This window comes from Nostoc sp. LEGE 12454, assembly GCF_056620565.1.
The window spans coordinates 45,868-66,367 of record NZ_JBWQXL010000034.1 but is presented as its reverse complement, the minus strand read 5'-3'; the positions used below and the strand labels follow the sequence as shown (position 1 = coordinate 66,367).

The following is a 20,500-nucleotide window of genomic DNA, read 5'->3' as shown; positions in this document are numbered from 1 at the left end:
ACAAATCGCCATAATGGCTTCAACACCTCCCATTTTGGGCATTCGTAAATCCATTAGTGTGACATCAGGTTGGTATTCTCGAAACGCGTCGATCGCTTGTTGCCCATCTTCAGCTTGAGCGATCGCTATCATTTCTGGATCGCGGTTAATAATGGTTGCTAGACCCTTTCTGACTATGGCATGGTCATCAACAATTAGCACCCTAATCTTAGTGGATTGGCTCATTGTAATTCTCACTCTCGATTGATAGTGACAATAATTTCTGTTCCTTGACCGGGTTGGCTTTGAATCGTTAGTTGTGCGCCAATACGCTCTGCTCGTTCACTCATTCCTAATAAGCCAAACCCACCGCTCAAAGGAATGCTACCCACTCCAAAGCCCCTGCCATTGTCTTTAATCTGTAAGATACACTGTGTCTCGTTGTACACTAACTCAACCCGAGTTTCGCCAGCACAAGCGTATTTAATCGCATTGGTTAATGCTTCCTGCCCAATTCTGAGTAAGTTATTCTCCACTTCGGTTGGTAAGGAATAGGCTGTACCCTGAGTTTCGCAAATCAGAGCCGTGTCGGTCGTCGAGCGCATTTGAGCCACAATACGATGCAGGGCACTCTCTAAATTACCTTCTTCTAGTAGCTGCGGACGGAGTGCTGATACAGATCGCCGTGCCCCTGCTAGCCCAGAGCGTGCTAGTTCCTCAATCATTTCCAGATGTACTTGGGTTGCTTCTGGGTCGTCCGTCAGCACTTGTGTTGCTGCTCCAACCTGGAGCAAAATACCTGTGAAGGATTGAGCCAGTGTATCATGAATTTCTCGCGCCATCCGGTTGCGTTCTTCCAGAATGGAGGCTTGCTGGGCGCGTTTGCGTTCGCGCAGTGCAGCGTTTCGCTGTTCGCTAATGTCAAGAATTATTCCTAGCATCCGCACAGGCTGTCCATCGGTGTCATAAATTCCTCGACCTCTACCTACCAGCCAATGAATACTGCCATCTGGATGAATGACTCGATATTCAGCTTCAAAATCAGTATGAGTTTCTAGAGCTGTTGTAATAGCTTGCTCAACCCGATGAATGTCTTCTGGATAAACACGATCGCGCCATGCCTGATAGCTGCTCTCAACCTCACCGGGAACTAACCCCAGCAATCGAGCATGATTGTCGTTCCAATCTACTGTGTTCTCCGTGATATTCCAGTTCCAACTACCGATGTACGTGAAGTCCATCGTCAGCCTGCGTTGCTCTTCACTCTGTCGCAAGGCATTCTCCACTCGTTGGCGCTCTCCAATCTCCTGCAAAAGGAGCAAAGTCCGCTCAGTGATTTGCTGTTCTAACGTTTGGTTGTAGTCAGCTAAGAGTTTCTCTGCTTGTTTGCGCTCAGTGATATCTTGAAAGGCTGCGATCGCATAAACTACATTGCCCTGTTCGTCAAAGACGGGAGTGCCCCACACCTCAACAGGGATCGTTTGGTTATTTTGGCGAATTTCTACGTCATCAATCGTAGTGCGTTCGCCGCTCAACGCCTGGATGATTGGCATTTTTTCAGTAGGGTAGATTTGATCCGTTCCCGTCACATAAAATTGATAAGCCTCTGCGATTTGATCCGGCGGTACGGCAGGATCAATACCTTTGCCCATGAGATGAATGCCCCGTTGATTGGCATAGTAAGGGCAACCCGTCGCATCAATGGCGGCAATTCCTACGGGAATCGCTTCTAAAAATTGAGCCATCTGACTTTCGCTAGCGCGAAGCTTTGAATAGAGCTTGGCATTTTCGATCGCGATCGCTGCCTGAGTAGATAGAAGATTCAGAAGTTGCGATCGATTAGGGGTAAATGCTCCAGTTGCCAACTGATTTTCTAGATATAACACGCCGACAAGCTTGCTTTGATTTACCAGTGGCAAACAGAGCAGTGATTGAATTTGGTTGTGCTGAATGTATGGTTCATTGGTAAAATGACCTTCACGAGTTGCATCATTTAATATGACAGATTCATGAGTACGGATAACATAATTAATAATTGATTCAGGTAGATGATTTGCAGTTGGGAGAGATTGCAGCACTTGCGTAGCACAGACCTTCTCACCGTCATTGAGTTCACAAGAAGCTTCGATCAACCATTTTCCTGAGTTTTCCAAAATCAAAAATCCTGTTTGTGCGCCAGCATTTTCGATTAATATCTTCATCAAGGAACTGAGTAACTTATCCAGTTCAATTTCACTCGAAATTGCAAGGGAAGCTTTCATCACCGCCGCTAAATCGAAAGCGATGGATGAGGGATTATAGGTGGTGACAGAAGTTTTGTGGATTGGCGTGTGAGCTACGCTGGAAGACTGGGGAAAGAACTGTGGATAGCGAGTTTCTAAATCTTTGACCTTCGCAATCGCTCCCCAGCGTTCATAACAGTAGCGAGCTTCTTTCATATAGGTTTGGGCAAACTTTTCTCTGCCACGAGACAGGTAAAATTTGGCAGCTAATTCGTATGCTAATGCTTCTTCTTGCAAATACTCATTGTCTCTAGCTCCTTGAATTGCTTGTTCGTAGAACTCTTCTGCCTCAAGTAACCGATCCAAAACTCGTGCAATCTCTGCTTCCACCAAATTATATTTGTGCAAATAATTCATTGGCGCATAAGCTGCCCATTGCTTCATTTGCTCCTGGCTAATCGCAACGTTTTTGAGGATTTCCGACTGCGCTTGAGCGCTGCTTCCAGGAAATATTGCGAGTCTTGCCAGAGACCTATAGAAGTAATACAAAGGAACGAGGGGTGTTGCAATGACGCGGATCGCATGACTTTCCGCTATGGCTGCGTTCTTAGATGCCTGAGCATACTCAGAAAATAGATAGCATAGAATAAGTTTGTTGAGATGTGCCAAAAAGAGTATAACTGCATCTATTTCATGGTGTGAGAGTCTATAATCTTCATTGTACGATTCGCCAACGAGGCGGGATGGATTGACCGAATATCCCATCAAATTTAAGACAGACTGCTGAAATATTTGAATCCAAGTGAGTGATGTTATCTGTTTAACTTTATGGATTGCTTCACAGTATTTTGCCATCTCGTGTTCAACCTCCACAAGTTCCTTTCCAACGATAAAGAGTTGGAGGCAGTAAGTGAAAGCGCAATAGGCAGCGAACTCTAAATCTCCAGTTTCCAGCCCACTTTGATAAGCTTCCAGGAATGGCTTCGATGTTTCCCTAATATGCTCTTTCCAATGGATGATGAAATTAGTCACTATAAACAATGTTCTAGCTTTAAGTGAATGGATTTTCAGATGGGGTAACAGCTTTAATGCAAGTTGCCCGAACTCATAGCCAGCTTCAATGTTTCCGACCATCCCACAAAGACTTAACCCCAAGTTGGCGTATGCAAAGGGAGACACAAACATATTGCCATACTGGATTGACAAGTTAACCTGTTTAAACACAAGTAAAGACACCAAATCAGGAGCCGCATGATGGGCAGCAAGCGTTATTCTTGAGAGGATTTGCATTGCTGCTAGCTTTTCTGGTTTAGCCATTTCTGGCAATTGGATCAAGTCTTGGATCGGTTTATTGTCAACGTGGGATATGATTGTGTCTAGCTCAAGCTGAATGTCTGACTGAGTTGGCGTTTCAGGAAAACTGATTCCCAGTTGCTGCAAAACTTGCAATCCAGTATTTATTGCTTTTAATAGGTGGTTCTGCGCGATGTCGGTTTGAATTTTGACTTCGTAAACTTTTACGATGTCGAAAATGGTTTTGGCTTCTTGTAGAACGATCGCCACCCAGGATTCTACCTGTTCAAACTCGCCACATAAATACGCGACTTCTGTTGTTTCTACATATAGCTCTAAGGTTAAGTCATAGTTTGTTTGCCAGCTAGAAGCTGCTAGGCAAACTCTTGCTGTGGCTAAATATTTTTTCGCCATACTATAAGCGATCGCAGCTTTTGCTTTCTGTCCGGCGATTAAATTTAATCTAGCAATTTCATTGCGTTCTAGTTGATCTGTGACAAGCTCAATTCCATGATTAAGATGATCGACAATTTCAAACAGTCGGTCTGATAGTCTCTCTGGCAAAATTTTTCCGAGGAGATTGCGACCAATTTGTAAATGAACAATTTGTTTTTGTGACTCATCGATTAAGGTGTATGAGGCTTGCTGCACGCGATCGTGCAAAAACTTATACTCTTGAATTAACAAGTTTTCATCTAATTCAGATAGTGGTTGAATTAATCCAACTTGTATGGCTGTTAGTAAATCTTGAAAAATCTTTTCAGGTGGTTGTTCGCAAACAATTGATAGAGTATCTAAATTAAATTCAGCGCCGACGCAAGCAGCTAACCGAAGAATTTGCTGTGTATTTTCTGGCAGTTTCTTCAACTTGTTCAGCATCAACTCCACCACATTATCGGTAATATTCTGGGCTTGAATATCAGTTATGTTCCATTGCCAGCATAAGTGTTCAGCATCAAATGTCAGCAGATTCTCGCTATACAGCATTCTCAAAAATTCATTGACAAAGAACGGATTGCCCTCAGTTTTACGCAAAACTAACTCAGCTAAGGGACGAACGATGTCTGCATTCCGATACAGCGTCTCGGCAATCAACTGATTCAACGGCTGAAGCGTTAAGGGTGCTAAGATAATTTCCTGAAGTACTGCCCCTTGTTTTCGCAGTCTCTCTAGCATTAATGCTAATGGATGCGTTGGATTTACTTCATTATCTCGATAAGCTCCAATTAAAAATAATGATTGGGCTTGCTCATCCAGCAGCATCAACTCAATTAAATTTAGCGTTGCTGAGTCTATCCATTGCAAATCATCTAAGAAGATCGCCAGGGGATGTGATTCTGAACAAAACACCCGCACAAACTGCCCAAAGATTCGATGAAAGCGATTTTGAGCTTCAGTTGCTCCCACGGATGGTAAAGGCGACTGCTTGCCGATAATTAATTCAACTTCTGGGATGATGTCAATGATGATTTGTGCGTTGTTTCCCAAAGCTGTAAGTAAGAGCGATCGCCACTGTTGCACTTGTTCGTCTGGTTCACTGAGTAGTTGCTGCACCAATTTTTGCAGAGCATCTGCGATCGCACTGTAGGGAATATTGCGCTGAAATTGATCGAATTTACCAGAGATAAAATAGCCGCGTTTTTGGGTAATTGGTTTATAGATTTCTTGGACTAACGCAGATTTACCAATGCCAGCATAGCCAGATACCAACATCATTTCGACTTGGAATTTTGGTTTGCCTCTTTGTTCGCTTTGTGAAGTTGTTTCTGAATTGTTTGGTAAAGCAGCAACAGGATTTGACTCTGGACATGCTACGCGAACAAACGCCGCCAGTAACATTGCAACTTCCTGATCCCGTCCATACAGTTTTTGGGGAATTTGAAAGCGATCCGAAACGTCTTGAAGCGCCAGTTTAATGCTAGAGATTTGACCGATTTCTTTTAATTGTTTAGCACAGATTTCTAAATCCGCTTTGATGCCCCAGGCACTTTGATAGCGATTTTCAGCATTTTTAGCCATCAGTTTGAGAATGATATCTGAAACTGGCTTGGGAATCGTTGTATTTATTTCATGAGGCCCAATAGGCGATTTGGCAATATGACAATGGACTAGCTCCAGCACGTCTGTGGTGGGAAATGGTAGTTGTCCGGTGAGCAGTTCGTAAAATGTCACGCCAAGGGAGTAGAAATCAGTGCGGTAATCGAGTAAACGGTTCATCCGCCCTGTTTGTTCTGGAGACAGATAGGCGAGTGTCCCTTCTAAAACATGAGGACTTTTGAAAGTCGGATTCGTGCGGTTAAATTGGGTGGCAATTCCAAAGTCAATAATTTTGATAACGCCAGTATCTAAATTGAGAACTATGTTTCCAGGGTTGATATCTTTATGGATGACATTGGCTGCATGGATTTTGCCTAGAATATCGCTGAGGGCGATCGCAAGACTTAAAAATTGGGATAAAGGCATGGGGCAGAAGATATCTGGGCGCTTGTGCATCCATTGTTCTAGGGACTCTCCCCCAAAATCTTCTAAGAGAATCACCAGAGTGCGTTGATAGTCTTGCTGACTGTATGCCTTGACAACTCCTTCCACTGTAAGGGAACGGGTAATTTTATATTCCTGTCTGTAGCGGGTTAGTTCAACAGGTGAGGGATAATCAAGCTTTAGCATTTTTACGGCGATCGCTACTCCATCGTCTCTGATGCCCCGGTACACGAGAGAATTAGAACTTTCGTATATTTTGTTTTGGATAACAATACCAGGTAGAGCAATCATAGAGCAACTCTTGAGAGGATAATCTGGCATACCTCAAACTATACAGCAATTCTCATTCCGGAAATAATTACTTACTGTTTGTTAATCGAGAAGAAATTTGATGAAATAAGAGATTTAAACTATGATTTCCAACTCCAAAACACCCAATATTTTCTCCTCCAAAGTTGTCAAATAAGCACGGTTCAGCTTCCCCAACGACTCCAAAAACTTCTGCACCGACTCCTCCAGCCCACTCGAATACACCCGATTGATGCGATCGCGGCAATAATCCTCAAACGTGCGGTGACTTGAACGGTAAAGTCGGCGATCGCGTAATTCTGCCAGTCCCTTTCCCGCTTCAAAAAACGCCCGTTCCACCTTCCTCTCCAGGACTAGGCGATCGCTTTGCTCTTGCTCGGTTAACTCTGGAATTTTAACAGCACTAACTGTAATTGTTGCTGAAGGGGAATCTACTTGCTGGGAGATATCCTCGCAGAGTTAGCTGCTGAAGTTGAATCGGTAGATGCGAGAGAAGTGGCTTTTTTGCGTTTAGAAGGTGGTTTAGGCATTTTTAGCTCAGTGGCATTTGCTCAAACTCAATTGCAGATAGATTTTCACTGTTATGAGTAGTTGCGTAGGGGCGTTCGCGCAGCGTCTTGAAGAGAAGCGATCGCCTTTTGTAATTAACCTTGCAATCAAGCGATCTATTTGAAAGTAGCCAATTGATAGAACCGTAAAAAATATCGCTGCCTATAAAAGAAGGTTCGATATTGAAGAAATGTTCCGTGACTTTAAGAAAATAATTAGGATTTACGCATCATACACATGTACTATACTAAGTTTAGACTTTTGATCTGTGTTTAACACCCAAAAAAGTTGCAGTCAGCACCGGAAATGTATATATTGACTGTTTGTTATATTTTGTGCCTAAAATTATTGTCATTGATGTGCTGAAAGTCGTTTTCATGTTTACAGATGGCAGTTTATCTCTGGTTTCTTTATTGAAACCGCGGGGATAGTCTGTATACTCATCGAGTATCTTGTTTTTTATTTCAAGAGTTGATATATCCGATTTGCGAAGTGAGATAGCAATACTACCTCAACGGTCTGGAAAAAGCGGGTTTTAACATCCAGGTATCCGCAGAAGCAGTACCGATCGCGGGTGAGCGTAAATTAGAAGTCAAAACGGAAGAAAAAAGCATGACCCGCACTGAATTCCGCAATGGCAGGTTTCATGCAACAAAGCCTATGAAGAAGAAAACCTGTTTTGGATGCTCAAGTATCGGAGCTTATATGCCAAAGTTGTTGGTATTTAGCGCCTACGTTGCGATCGCTGTTTCGGCTTTCTCGCTGTCTGGCTGTGTACGCGAGAAAACAAAAAAAATTGTCGGATTTTCGCAAACGGAGAACATTGGGCCGTGGCGCATTGCCGAAACGAACAGCATTAAGGAGGAGGCCGCCAAGCGTAAGAAAACTTATGATTTTCTGATGACAGATGCTCAGGGACAGACATCAAAGCAATTTTCTGATATTGAGGATCTGATCGCGCGACAAGTTGATGTGATATTTCTTGCGCCACGCGAGTATGAAGGACTCACACCCGCACTCGAAGCAGCGAGAGCGGCAAAAATACCGGTTTTTCTCATCGACCGTGAAGCGGCGGGAAGACCAGGCGAACATTTCGTCAGCTTTCTGGGGTCGGATTTTATCGCCCAAGGCCGCCGCGTTGGTGAATGGCTGGCTAAGGCAAGCAATGGCAAGGCATCCATCGTGGAACTCACTGGAACAGCAGGTTCATCGGTTGCAATCGATCGGGCTAAGGGGTTCCGTAATGCGATCGCCAGTTATCCCAACATGAAAATTATCGCCACGCAGACGGCGGATTTTTCCAGGGCTGCGGCCCAGCGTGTAATGGAAAACATCATTCAGGCTAAAGGTTCCGATATTACCGCAGTGTATGCTCACAACGACGAAATGGCATTGGGTGCGATCCAGGCTCTCAAATCCGCAGGTATGAAGCCTGGTAAGGATGTGATAGTCGGTTCAATCGATGGTCAGAAAGCCGCGCTTGAGGCGATTATCCGCGGTGAGCTTGGTGTTAGTGTCGAGTCGAACCCGCGTTTTGGCCCACTTGTTTTTGCCACGATGGAAGAGTATTTTGCTGGCAAGAAAATTCCTCCTCGGATTATTCTCAAGGACAGACTATTCGACGTGACCAACGCCAAGGATTTCGTAGATGAAGCATACTAATACCAATTCGTAATTGCTTTGGGCTAAGGTGTACACACAAGTCTTTTAGAATTACTCCGTAACGTAAAGTAAGTTAATTTTTACAGGTCGATGCAACAAAGGTACAGGTCGGAATGGCACTAAGAAAAGGGAAAATCGTTGAGGCAGCAGGGGTGCAGAGGAGCGGAGGAGCAGGGGAGAAAGGAGAAATTTTAGGCATTGCGTTCAGATATTTAGAAATTCCCCCCTGCCCCTCTGCAATCCCTACGCCGCTTACCTTTCAGCTTAACTTATTGCCATTCGGTACAGATCGATGCAACAAAGGTACAGGTCGATGCATCAAAGGTGCAGGTCGATGCAACAAAGGTACAGGTTGATGCATCAAAGGTACAAGTCGATGCATCAAAGGTGCAGGTCGATGCATCAAAGGTACAAGTCGATGCATCAAAGGTGCAGGTCGATGCATCAAAGGTGCAGGTTAAGAGACTTGTGTGTACACCGTAGGATGCTTTGGGAGGACGGTCTACTACTGTTTCTAAGATACAAAGTTGGGTTGAACTTTAGTGAAACCCAACATTTCCAGGGCTACACATTTTTATTTTTTAGCGTTAACCGAGCAGTATTGGTTCTCACCCTAAAATAGAAAAAAGATAACCTGGAACTATCCTGAGCTTCCACGATGGACAAAAAACATTACTATAGTGCGAAGTGAAGGATCTCCACTATCGGCAATTAAGACAAAAACTAGGTAAAGCCGATGAATCAGGCGACTAGAAATGTCCTGTGCATGACGGGTATAAAAAAAAGTTTTTCTGGTGTGCCAGCGCTCTGGGATGTGGATTTTGAACTGAAGGCAGGCGAGATTCATGCACTGGTCGGAGAGAATGGCGCTGGCAAATCGACGCTCATCAAGATTATGACGGGGGCTTATCGACGGGACTCAGGTGTTATGGAGTACGACCAGAAAACCGTTGCATTCCAGAACCCGACCGAAGCGCAGGCGGCAGGCATTGTAGCTGTCTACCAAGAGATCCAGCTTGTAGATTTCCGAACAGTTGCCGAGAATATTTTTCTTGGCAGGGAGCCGCATCGCTTCGGCATTATTGATAGACGGGCGATGAACGCTAGGGCGACTGATATCCTCAAGCGCTTGGGGTTGCATATCGACCCGCATTCAGTGGTTGGTTCGCTGAATATTGCCCATCGCCAGATGGTGGCGATCGCTCGCGCTATCTCCTTTGGTGCGCGAGTACTTATCCTCGATGAACCCACGAGTTCGCTGACGGAAACTGAAGTTTCTGTTCTTTTTGATGTCATGCGGCGGCTAAAGTCGGAAGGGACATCCATCGTCTACGTCAGCCACCGTTTTGAAGAACTTTACGCCGTGTGCGATCGCGTGACGGTACTCCGTGATGGGCGCAACATTGTAACGCGATCGCTCTCCACGCTGACTCGTTTGGAACTCGTTTGTTTTATGCTAGGTCGTAAGCCAGAAGAGGTGAGCCAAGGAGTCACGGCGTTTGCAGGACAGTCGCAAAACACGTTAGATCGGCCAGTGCTACTCCAGGCGGAAGCTCTCAAATATAAAAAACGACTCAATGGTGTTTCCATTGAAATGCGGCGTGGCGAAATCGTTGGGATTGCGGGTTTGCTCGGCTCTGGTCGCAGTGAAACAGTGCGTGCCTTGTTCGGGGCTGAACCACTTGAGGGGGGAACCGTTAAACTCGAAGGTAGTCTTTTATCGCTGCGCGATCCTCATGATGCGATCGACGCTGGGATAGCTTTCCTTTCAGAGGATCGCAAGGCGGACGGCATCATCCCTGAGCTTTCGGTACGCGAAAACCTCACGCTTGCTGCACTACCAAATCTTACGCAATGGGGCATCGTTTCCAGAAAACGACAGAGCGAGCTTGTAGAGCGTTTCATGCAGCGTCTTGACATCAAGGCAGCCAGCGCCGAGCAGAAGATCCACGAACTATCGGGCGGCAATCAGCAGAAGGTGCTTCTGGCGCGATGGCTGTGCAAGAATACAAAACTTCTTCTCCTTGATGAGCCAACTCGCGGGATCGATGTTGGTGCAAAGCGGGAGATCCAGCAGCTAATCGCCGAACTAGCAGAGCAAGGGCTGGGAGTTCTGATGATTTCCTCGGAAGTGGAAGAGTTAGTTGAAGGTTCGCAACGTGTCGTCGTCCTGCGTGACGGGCAGTCAATCGCGGAACTGGGCGGCGAGCAGAAGAACATAAAGGCAATTCTACACGCAATGGCAGAAGGTGGAGATCGTCAGGAAGCCGTCGGTGGACAATCTCAAACAGAGCAAAACCCAAATGAGTAGCAAGAAGTCCGATCGAGGTTGGGGAACCCTGTGGAATCCAAACTTCGGTGCATTTGCGGCACTCCTAATTCTCTATGTTGCGAACGCCATCTTCACTCCGCGTTTCGCAACAGTTAGCAACACATTAAATATGTTGCTCCAAGTATCCACAACAATGTTGATTGCCGTTGGCATGACCTTTGTCATTGCCTCCCGTGGCATCGACCTGACGGTTGGCTCTACTATGGCATTGGTTTCAGTCATTGTGGCATTGCTGATTAAGTATGGGATAACTGTTGCCATCTTGTTCGCTTTGAGCGCTGCTCTGTTGGTTGGCTTTATCAATGGCTTTCTGATCTCGCGTCTGAAACTTGATGCCTTGATTACCACCTTGGCGGCTCTCATCTTATGGCGTGGGATTGCTCAGGTTATCGGGGACGGTAAGCTTGTTCCCTTCGTCAATCCGACATTTGAAGCACTGGGAAAGGGCTATCTCGGTTCTATACCAATTCAAGTTGTCATTGCAGCAGTAGCGATCGCGGCAGCTTTCTTCTGTATCCGCTCTACGCTTTTTGGGCGTCATATCGTCGCAGTTGGCGGCAACGAGGAGGCTGCACGGCTTGCAGGTATCCGTGCGGAGCGCGTGAAATATATAGTCTATATAATTAGCGCCCTGCTTGCTGGGGTTGCCGGACTTGTCGAAACAGCGAGGTTGGGCATGGGCGATCCGAGTAAGGTCGGTGTCAACGCGGAATTTGATGCGATCGCGGCTGTTGTTGTTGGCGGTACGCCCTTCTCCGGCGGCCGGGCAAATGTCCTCGGCACTGTTGTCGGAGCTTTGCTCATGCAGGTGATTTCCACAAGTTTCAATATGCTTTTGATTCCCTTTACCTGGTCATTGGTTTTGAAATCCGTAATTATTCTTTTCGCTATTTTTTTGCAGCGTCCGAGGGAGGTTTAACGCGTCATGGCTGCCACAAAGTCTCTTACGCTTACGGGTATGCGGCGTTTTGCCAAGCTTCTCACCTCCCAGGGCGTGTTACTCATGCTCCTTAGTTTGGCTGTTTTCGCATCCTTTCGTTATGAAACCTTCCTGACACCTGTTAATCTCATGAACATCATGCGACAGAATAGTATGCTGGCGATCGTGGCGCTGGGCATGACTGTCGTAATCTTGAGTGGAGGAATCGATCTGTCTGTGGGTTCCCTCGTTGCTCTAGGCGGTGTTGTTGCCGCAATGCTTGCCGGACAAGGAAGTTTCGTGGCGATCGCTGGCGGCATTGCTAGCACCACGTTGCTTGGTGTGGTCAATGGTCTTCTGGTGTCTCGCGCGCGGCTTCAGCCGTTCGTTGTTACCTTATTCACTGCCAGCGCTGCACGCGGGCTGGCGTTGAGCATTACCGAGGAAAAGTCCATTGCCGTATCATCGACAGCATCGGGATTTGTTTGGCTGGGTAGGGGATTCATTGGTTGGGTTCCTGTACCTGTGCTGATCGTTGCACTCTTATATTTTGCAGCTTGGTTTATGCTGCACAGAAGCCGATTAGGTTTGCACATATTCGCTATTGGCAACAACGAAGAAGCCTCCCGGCTCATGGGCGTGAACCCAAACCGAGTGAAGCTGGCAGTCTACACATTTAGCGGGTTGCTTTCAGGGCTTGCTGGTATTATTCTCGCAGGTCGTCTAGGAGCGGGTCAGCCTGTGGCTGCCTTTGGCTGGGAGACAGATGCGATCGCTGCCACCGTTATGGGAGGAACGTTTCTCGCAGGGGGTCAAGGGAGCGTGTTTCCGACGCTAGTCGGTGTACTTTTACTAGGAATGATGTACAACCTTTTAAATCTTGAGGGAACTATTACTCCTTGGTGGCAGCTCGTACTTCGTGGGGCCTTCTTACTTTTGGTCGTGCTTTTTCAGCAGCGTATTGTGCAGAGAGGCTGAGTTTATTGGAACGGAAGTTGTAGTTGTTCAGAATTTCTGACTCTGTTCAACGTTAAATATTTTCTGAATTTGCTAATACAGACACATCTGGGATATAGCCATTATTTAAGATAGGTTGGCGGGTTTTCAAATCAAATTTATAACCATGCGGTAAGATATGAAGCTTTGCTCCACAAATTGCTAAAGCCTCATCCTTTAATATTTGGTTCATATTGTTATATGTAGCCTCTACATCGACAATTGTGACTGAACCTTCACCAATGATTTCGATTTGTTTATCAGTAACTACCATCGCAGTATTCTCATCAATACCAAATCCTAAATCAGCAGGCTCCTGTATTAAAGCTGAAATTAAGCGCCCCAAGCGTCCACGTTGTAAAAAATGTTGGTCAATTACTACTCCCGGTAGAAAGCCTAAGCCTGGCCCCATATCTACAATTTCCATCCGAGGATTAGTTTGAGAATCGCCTTCTACAATCATTTTATCTGGCATCACAGCTGCTCCTGCGCTTGTGCCTGCAATAACTGCCCCTTCAGCAAAACGCTGATGAATAGCTGTGTCAAGTTCAGTATCTTTAAGAATGCTTGTGATTCGAGCTTGATCTCCTCCAGTAAAAAATATTCCTGTAGCTTTGCTGACAGCTTCTAATGCCGTAGAAGAATATGCGTCATCACGAGTTTCCGTATCAACAATACGAGCATATTCAGCTCCTAGCTTTTCAAATACTCTAATATAATTTTCTCCAACATCTCTAGGTAGTTCTGTCGCTGCTGTGATAATTACTATTTTTGCTTTCGTACCTCCAGCGCGTCGTACAAACTCGCGCAGTATTTGACAATCTTCCTTTTTATCTTCAGCTCCTCCAATAATTATGAGTTCTCGTTTGCTATTAGTTTCCACAATAATGACTCCTGATATTAAATTAATTAATTTTAATTAACTCTGATTTCTAACACTACGTAATCAGTCTTTGGAAATATTGAAATACATCCTTGAAGATGAGAATTTCCATTAAAGTTATTGATTTTAGGATGAGTAGCCTAAAATGAAAACGAGAACCACAAAAGTTTGATAGTTCTTGCTAAACTATTTTGGCTCATAGTTTCAACATCATTTATTAGCAATGCTAAACTCTTGCTAAATCAACATCAGCAAGCCAGATAAGTTGGCTTTGAGTCAATGCCGTTTCTTCAACAATTGGGGCACACCACTCCACGCCGTAAAGCCAATTGCTTTTGACTCTAAAAATCCCTTGAATAATACGACATGTCGGTTGGAGATTAAAATCAACTTCAACCATGTCGCCTAATTTAAAAAGCGGAGTAGGAACAGCAGCGTTTTTCAATACACTTGTTGGATAAAATTCTTTAGAAGACAAGTAAAGTATTTCACCAAGGCAAAAAATTGCATAAAGCCATTCCTGTCCTTCCCAGTGAACACCGCAGCAGTAGCCTGGTAAATAAGAGCTTGACAGGAAAACTTCTTCTAGTATCTGAACTGCTAATGGAGGCATGGCTTGACCCCACGGAGGGGAAATATACCAGCAGGATTCCAAAAATGTAATCTGGTTAATCATAATGCTTTAGAGCACTAAGTTTCATCTGGATAAAATGTCAAGAATAAAAGGTAAAACCCTTGTCCAGCTAGATGTGAAATGTCGGGAAACTAGTTGATTTGTAAGTCTCTTCCGTAGGTGATTAATTTTTGTTTAATATAAGCAAGCTATATCAGGCGTGTTCTTAAAGGTTTCTGTTGATTGAACTTTTTTATTAAAGGACTTAAATTCAGCAATAATGTCCTAGATGATTGCACTTAAGCTACCTGCGATCGCTTTAATTTACACTGCATCGAGGAAATAATATTGGTGACACCATTTTGTTTTTGGCTTGAGATTTTTCATTTGCCATAAATGCTCTCATTTTAAATTATTAATTATGGCTAGCTAATCACTAATACCTTTCCTTGAAAGGCAGCACCAAACTAAATTTTGGATAAAAGCTTGCAACACGGTTTAGGCATTTCCATATCGAATCGATATAATCAACACTTTGCCGCATTAATAAAAAAATACTGTTTTACTTCTGGACTATCATCTACCGAAATAAATATAAAATTGCTTTCTTTCTTAAGCCCTAAGTGCTATATCTTATCTATGTTTAAATAAGACGTAAACACATTCTATTGTTTAAATAAAAGTATAGAAATATGATTTTGTCTGTTCGGTTTCGTACATAACATAACAAAATTCAAATAATTCACAATAGTATTAAATTTAATAACCCCTTCAGGGAACGCAATGCTTGTTCATTCATACCACCTCTAAGTAAAAAATAAATGCATCTGCCATTTTTAAGGGAGGACGCGCTAGACGACCAGTTCCCGCATTCCACAAACTTTAGTTAAGTCTGATGTAATTTTTTTGTCTAAAGCGTGGAATAAAAGCGGCAAAGTTCAGATAGAATTCTTTGCCGCTTACATCATTTGCATACCCTTGAAAGCATTGCCGTACAAAGCTTTCAAGTACTACTCACCACTGTCGATGCCTAAACTAAAGCAAAGGGGGTGGTGAAGTGGTCAAAAGTTACAGTGTAGTTAGAGGTAGAGAATTGAGTGACTTGCAAGAAATAGTCACCAGATAAGGTAGTGTTGGAAATAAGGTCTGACGCAGTACCTCCACTAGTAGAGCGTGCAACTTCCTCACCAGCATCAACGATGCGATTGTTGTTAGAGTCCCGAATCAGCCGGATGTCAGCATCGCCGTTCAGTCCGTCCAATTTAATGTTGACACCCTCAAAAAATCCCAAAGAGAAGTTGTAAACATCAGTAGTGTTGGTGTTACTGACGTTACCTGTACGGGTGACATCAGCTGATAAGTTACCAAGTACAAATTCCTTCGGTAAAAGGTTACTGAAACTAGCTGAAAGCGGAAAACTTCCAGAAGGTTCAGTTGCAGACAAGGCTAGATTGTAACTAACACCGCCCACACTAGTGCTAAAGCGAGATACTTCGGCAAAAAAAGTACCTGAGCTAGTTTTAAAGTTAATCGCCTCATCTTGGTTGCTTCCCCGATTGGAAACAAGTCCAGCATTTCGGTCAAAGCTGTCTAGTACGCCGTTATTGTTAGCATCTCGAAACAGCCTGAGGTCGGCATCATCTCCTGCACTAATGTTTGTTAAAGACAGGTTGATATTTTTACCACTGGTGATTTTGAACTGGAAGACATCCGTGGGATCGGATGTAACTAAACCAAAGTTATTCTTAACAACAGGGGTGCTACCGAGTGTACCAAGATTGGAAAATCCCATTTTTTTGTCCTTTAAGTGCTGATTGTGATTTGGTCAAATTCAGGTAAGTTGTGGTTTGCACAGATGTAAACTTTCTATTTGAAGTTACATTTACTGGAATTGGGCAGCTTAGAGTTTGATGAAAATAAATGTTATTTATTATCTTCAATAGAGCTTTAGCTGTTTGGTTTTGTGCTTGCCGCGTTCAAAACCTGTTGTTTAACCATGAGTCTAAATTAAACTGTTTCTTCAAGAAACACAGCATGAAAAAGACCTCAATAGTTAGGTGTTTAAAAGTAAATTTCAAATGCTTTGTATTATTTAGTCATAAAAAGTCTTATCTAGGGCAAACAGATACAAATAAGGCAGACAATACTGATGTTGCAGTGACGTAAAATCTATCAGCATTCTCTAACCTTTACCTGAGAGACCAGCTTCAACCCAATCTTGCCAAGTAGTTTCCGAGCGATGATAATTGACTCTAAGCGATCGCTTTACTCATGCTCGGTTTTACCAAAAACTATCATTAACTTTTAACTGCTGGAAGATGCTTTTTTTCAGCTTTCCTACTCTGCATACTCAGCTTTTTCCGCCATGTCTCCATGTAAATGTAAAACACTGGAGTCAGATAGAGAGTCAATATCTGAGAAAACAGCAATCCACCAACGATCGCAATCCCCAAAGGACGACGCGCTTCTGAACCTACTCCTGTCCCCAGAGCAATGGGGAGTGTCCCAATTAAAGCTGCCATCGTCGTCATCATAATTGGACGGAAGCGAATCAAGCAAGCGGCATATATGGCATCAAAGGAATTTTTTCCTTCCTTTCGCTGCGCTTCAATGGCAAAATCCACCAGCATAATGCCGTTTTTCTTGACGATGCCGACTAGCAGGATAATGCCGATGAAAGAGTAAAGATTTAAATCAACCTGGAAAATCAACAGCGTCAGTAATGCACCAAAACCCGCCGAAGGCAAACCAGAAAGAATGGTGATTGGGTGAATGAAATCCTCATAGAGGATACCGAGAATCAGATAGATGACTAAAATAGACACCAACAACAGCACGCCTAAATCGTTGAAGGACTGTTGAAAAGTTTGGGCTGAACCCTGAAAGCTGGTGGTAATTGTTGAGGGTAGTATCTCACTGGCTGCTTGCTTGATGGCATCTGTAGCCTGACTTAGAGACGTTCCTGGGAGGGTGTCAAAAGAGATAGTTGCAGAGGGGAGTTGAGCAACGTGAGTAACGGTGAGAGGGCCGACATTTTGAGTGATATTAGCGATCGCACTTAGGGGAACAAGTTTCCCAGTACTCGATTGCACATAGAGCATCGATAGGGCGCTAGGATCTCGTTGAAATTCCGGTTTTACTTCCAAGATTACATAGAATTGATCGTTTGGGGTATAAATAGTTGACACCTGACTGGAACCGTAAGCGGCGCTGAGGGTTTGTTCAACTTGTTGAGCAGTAATGCCAAGGGTTGCAGCTTTGTTGTGGTCAAATTTGACTTGGATTTGAGGAGTGCTGAGTTGTAAATCACTGTCAACGTTCTGGAGTCCTGGTAGGGTTTTGACTTTATCTACAAGTTTAGGAACGTATTGGCGCAGGTCTTGTAAATTCAAACTCTGCAATGTGAATTGATAAGTAGAATTGGTTTGTTGTCCACCGATGGGAATAGCTGGCGGAGAACGAAGGAATGTCTTAACCCCAACTACACGTCTCAACTTAGGGGTTAACTCTTGAATGATTTGGTCAGCACTCAGTTGACGTTGAGAACGTGGCTTGAGCCGAATCGTAATTCGCCCGGAGTTCACCGAGGCGTTAGGGCCACTTGCACCCACAATCGAGTCAACAGCTTCAATGTTGGGGTCTTGACGAATGATGTCAACAACCTTTTGCTGGTGACGCCGCATATCATCAAAAGAAATATCTTGCGCTCCTTTGGTGTTGGCTGTCAGTTGTCCGGTGTCTTCGGTTGGAATAAATCCTTTGGGAACGATGACGAATAGATAGACGGTCATTACCAGCAAAATGCCAGAACCAATGAGTGTCATTAGGCGGTATTTTAAAACGGGTTTAAGCGTCCAATCATATCCCCGCAGTAGTAAATCAAATGCCCGTTCTGAGACTCGATACAGCAGATTTGGTCTTTGTTGATGTGAACGCAGAAAGCGACTGCACAACATTGGGGTGAGACTGAGAGAAACAAAACCCGAAACCAAAATTGCCACTGCGATCGTCACGGCAAATTCATGAAATAATTTACCGATTATTCCACTCATAAACATAATCGGGATGAACACCGCAACTAAGGAAAGGGTCATTGACAAAATGGTGAAGCTGATTTCTTTCGATCCCTTCAATGCCGCGTTTAGGGGAGATTCGCCCATTTCTCGATAACGGACGATATTTTCTAACACAACGATCGCATCATCCACGACAAAGCCCACGGAAAGGGTCAACGCCATGAGTGAAAGGTTGTCTAGGGAAAAACCCGACAGATACATTACAGCAAAAGTGCCAATGATGGCTACAGGTAACGCCAAACTGGGAATTAGCGTCGCAGTTATATCGCGTAAAAATAAGAAAATCACCAAGACAACCAGACAAACCGAGAGAACCAAGGTAAATTTCACATCATTAACAGAGGCTCGGATAGTTTGGGAGCGATCGTACATAATCCCCATTTCAATAGATTTGGGAACTTGTTCGCGGAGTGTAGGTAAAAGTTCTTGGATGGCATCAACAATATTTGCCGTGTTAGCTCCCGGTTGCGGCTGTACAGCGAGAACAACAGAATGACGGTTTGTTACTTTGCGATCGCTATACAGATTTGAGACTTTGACGTTTTGTTCGCTGTCAATCACCTGCCCCAAATCCTGGAGTCGCACGGGCGCACCATTCTTGTAAGTTACAATTAGCTGGCGATAGCTGGCAGCATCGGTGAGTTGACCGTTCGCCTGAATCGTATAACTTTTGTAAGTGTCAGAGAGACTGCCGGTTGGTAAGTTGACATTTCCCTGTTGAATTGCAGTTTTTACCTGATTTAGACCAATTCCCCTTGATGCTAACTCTCGCGGGTCAAGCTGGACGCGGACTGCATATTGCTGTTGACCATAGACCTGTACCTGAGCAACACCATCAATCATTGAGATTGGCTGACCAACTGTTACCTCTGCGTATTCATCTACTGTCGAGATTGGCTGTGTCTCAGAATACATATAAAGGTAAAGAACCGGTGAGACAGATGGGTTAACTTTGCGATAGGTAGGCGGGTGAGGCATTCCGGCTGGCAGTTGTCCGGCAGCGGCTGAGATGGCTGCCTGTACATCTTTTGCAGCATCTTCTACTCTGCGACTAAAGTCAAATTGTAGAGAGATGTTGGTGCTACCTGTAGAACTGGTGGAATTGAATGAATTGAGTCCGGCAATTTCGGTAAACTGTCTTTCTAGGGGTGCGGCGACTGAAGATGCCATTGTTTCTGGGGTAGCACCAGGGAGACTAGCAGAGACAGATATAAAAGGATATTCAACGTTGGGTAGGGCGCTGATGGGTAACAGTAGATAACTCATGAGACCGAAGATGAGGATACCCATCATTACCAAAGTGGTCATGACTGGACGACGGATGAAGAGTTCTGAAAGGTTCATGAGTTTTGTTCTCCCAGAAATGTTATCGGTATGTGCAATAAAATCGCTCAGTCTGTGTTGTTTTGGGTTTATATTTCATAAGGGCAAATATAGGACAATCCCCTTCCACTCAGACTGATCGCTGTAATTAACTAGCAGCAGCAATTCGTCAATTGCTTGTCTAATCGGCATCCGATCGTTGACTACAAACAAACCCAACATTTGCTCTCCTTTTAACAATCGCTCGTAAGCGAAATCTGGCATCGTTGCCCGGTCATGAGTCAGGATTATGCGATCGCTCGCTGCTGCCCAATTTAAGATTGCTGGGTCATCTACTTCCCGCAAACCAACATCCTGAACGCGAAGTAAGTCAAGATTCGGTTGACGCAGAAATAGTCCTCGCACAATATCGCCATTGAAATTCTCATCGCTCAATAACTTCAGCATTGACATTTTTAAAATTATTGCTGGGCTAATAAGCGAGAACGAATTAGGCTCAAATCAGGTTGAACATTTGCCAGTTGTTTATGAACAGATTCAGCTAATTGTTCGCGTTGTTCGAGGTATAATTCCACAGCATCTCGATGTCGAAGGTAGTAGCCAATTGTCAGGTATACATCAGATAATGATAAGGATGAGTAACGCCCAACAATAGATTCAGGGGATGCACCATCTTGAAAACTACGAATCACTAGTTCTAGTAAAACCCTTGTATTACCTACTCGAATTGCACCTGTTGCATCTTCACTTAAGGGAGGAATTTCTTGTTCTATTGCTAAAGTCATAGTGTAATTCTTCCAAAAACGCTAGTATCTAAATTTTAATGTGGTGCTATTTCGTAATTCGTAATTACGAATTATTTT

At 44.2% G+C, this 20,500-nt stretch carries 15 protein-coding genes; 5 read left to right on the top strand and 10 right to left on the bottom strand.

Translation table 11 applies throughout. The features are described from left to right. The 3 genes from AC1F2U_RS25925 to AC1F2U_RS25915 all read right to left on the bottom strand — a co-directional run. Positions 1–225 (bottom strand): response regulator (locus tag AC1F2U_RS25925; RefSeq protein ID WP_480263708.1); only part of this gene is annotated, 225 nt, incomplete at its 3' end. Between the two features lie 8 nt (positions 226–233). Next, positions 234–6,266 (bottom strand): AAA family ATPase, encoded by a 6,033-nt coding sequence (locus tag AC1F2U_RS25920; protein WP_480263707.1) that lies wholly within the window; start codon positions 6,264–6,266, stop codon positions 234–236. A gap of 114 nt (positions 6,267–6,380) precedes the next feature. Next, positions 6,381–6,623 (bottom strand): hypothetical protein, encoded by a 243-nt coding sequence (locus AC1F2U_RS25915; protein ID WP_480263706.1) that lies wholly within the window; start codon positions 6,621–6,623, stop codon positions 6,381–6,383. A gap of 96 nt (positions 6,624–6,719) precedes the next feature. On the opposite strand from AC1F2U_RS25915, the gene AC1F2U_RS25910 reads away from it, so the two are divergent. Together AC1F2U_RS25910 and AC1F2U_RS25905 are read left to right on the top strand one after the other, a co-directional pair. Next, positions 6,720–6,875 (top strand): hypothetical protein, encoded by a 156-nt coding sequence (locus tag AC1F2U_RS25910; RefSeq protein ID WP_480263705.1) that lies wholly within the window; start codon positions 6,720–6,722, stop codon positions 6,873–6,875. Positions 6,876–7,445: 570 nt separating this feature from the next. Beyond that, positions 7,446–8,495: an ABC transporter substrate-binding protein gene (locus AC1F2U_RS25905; RefSeq protein WP_480263703.1), complete on the top strand. Its 1,050-nt coding sequence runs from the start codon at positions 7,446–7,448 to the stop codon at positions 8,493–8,495. Positions 8,496–8,754: 259 nt separating this feature from the next. Here the strand turns inward: AC1F2U_RS25905 and AC1F2U_RS25900 are convergent, their stop codons facing one another. Further along, positions 8,755–8,940 carry a hypothetical protein gene (locus tag AC1F2U_RS25900; RefSeq protein ID WP_480263702.1) on the bottom strand — a complete coding sequence of 62 codons (186 nt, stop codon included), beginning with the start codon at positions 8,938–8,940 and terminating at the stop codon, positions 8,755–8,757. Between the two features lie 291 nt (positions 8,941–9,231). On the opposite strand from AC1F2U_RS25900, the gene AC1F2U_RS25895 reads away from it, so the two are divergent. From AC1F2U_RS25895 to AC1F2U_RS25885, 3 genes are all read left to right on the top strand, one after another. Continuing rightward, entirely contained in the window at positions 9,232–10,806 is a 1,575-nt protein-coding gene (locus tag AC1F2U_RS25895) for a sugar ABC transporter ATP-binding protein (protein ID WP_480263701.1), read from the top strand. Then, positions 10,769–11,746: an ABC transporter permease gene (locus AC1F2U_RS25890; RefSeq protein WP_480263700.1), complete on the top strand. Its 978-nt coding sequence runs from the start codon at positions 10,769–10,771 to the stop codon at positions 11,744–11,746. Before AC1F2U_RS25895 ends, AC1F2U_RS25890 begins: the two co-directional genes overlap by 38 nt. A gap of 159 nt (positions 11,747–11,905) precedes the next feature. Continuing rightward, positions 11,906–12,724 carry an ABC transporter permease gene (locus tag AC1F2U_RS25885; RefSeq protein WP_480263699.1) on the top strand — a complete coding sequence of 273 codons (819 nt, stop codon included), beginning with the start codon at positions 11,906–11,908 and terminating at the stop codon, positions 12,722–12,724. Between the two features lie 52 nt (positions 12,725–12,776). Here AC1F2U_RS25885 and AC1F2U_RS25880 read toward each other — a convergent pair whose 3' ends face one another. The 6 genes from AC1F2U_RS25880 to AC1F2U_RS25855 all read right to left on the bottom strand — a co-directional run bounded on the left by AC1F2U_RS25880 (position 12,777) and on the right by AC1F2U_RS25855 (position 20,422). Then, a complete protein-coding gene (locus tag AC1F2U_RS25880) occupies positions 12,777–13,625 on the bottom strand; it encodes a cyanophycinase (RefSeq protein ID WP_480263698.1) in 849 nt (282 codons plus the stop codon). Between the two features lie 226 nt (positions 13,626–13,851). After that, a complete protein-coding gene (locus tag AC1F2U_RS25875; RefSeq protein WP_480263697.1) occupies positions 13,852–14,301 on the bottom strand; it encodes a DUF1392 domain-containing protein in 450 nt (149 codons plus the stop codon). Between the two features lie 967 nt (positions 14,302–15,268). Further along, positions 15,269–16,030 (bottom strand): PPC domain-containing protein, encoded by a 762-nt coding sequence (locus AC1F2U_RS25870; protein WP_334837806.1) that lies wholly within the window; start codon positions 16,028–16,030, stop codon positions 15,269–15,271. A gap of 505 nt (positions 16,031–16,535) precedes the next feature. Then, complete coding sequence (locus tag AC1F2U_RS25865; RefSeq protein WP_480263695.1) at positions 16,536–19,658, bottom strand: efflux RND transporter permease subunit; 3,123 nt, start codon at positions 19,656–19,658, stop codon at positions 16,536–16,538. Between the two features lie 75 nt (positions 19,659–19,733). Continuing rightward, the gene (locus AC1F2U_RS25860; RefSeq protein ID WP_480263694.1) at positions 19,734–20,090 is read right to left on the bottom strand and encodes a DUF5615 family PIN-like protein; all 357 of its coding nucleotides are present in this window, start codon (positions 20,088–20,090) and stop codon (positions 19,734–19,736) included. An 8-nt stretch (positions 20,091–20,098) separates the two neighbouring features. Continuing rightward, complete coding sequence (locus tag AC1F2U_RS25855; RefSeq protein WP_480263693.1) at positions 20,099–20,422, bottom strand: DUF433 domain-containing protein; 324 nt, start codon at positions 20,420–20,422, stop codon at positions 20,099–20,101. Positions 20,423–20,500: the final 78 nt, after the last annotated feature.